Annotated in this window: 1 protein-coding gene; it reads right to left on the reverse strand. The window is 37.6% G+C overall.

The window, feature by feature from the left end:
* The coding region (locus KVT27_RS25115; protein ID WP_217582223.1) for an NAD(P)-binding protein at window positions 1-180 on the reverse strand (180 nt) is incomplete at its 3' end.
* Between the last annotated feature and the right edge of the window lie 83 nt (window positions 181-263).

A 263-nucleotide genomic window follows, 5' to 3' on the forward strand; every position in this document is an offset into this window, starting at 1 on the left:
TCCAGCCAGATCATAAATGTATTTTTCAGGGTAGAGTGCGGATAATTGTCCGCCAAGTTGAGGTAAGCTTTCAATGATTTTTACACTTGCTTGTCTCATACCGCCATAAAATGCTGTGATCAGTCCCGTTGGACCACCACCAATAATTGTTATGTCGTAAACTTTTTGATTTTCTGCCACTTTCATTCCCCCTATAGATGGAATTTTGATATTGATTTCATATATTGTTCATATGTACACGAAAATCCTGCAAATGATGACAC

The organism is Lysinibacillus sp. GbtcB16 (assembly GCF_019091145.1).
Lineage (GTDB): Bacteria > Bacillota > Bacilli > Bacillales_A > Planococcaceae > Lysinibacillus > Lysinibacillus fusiformis.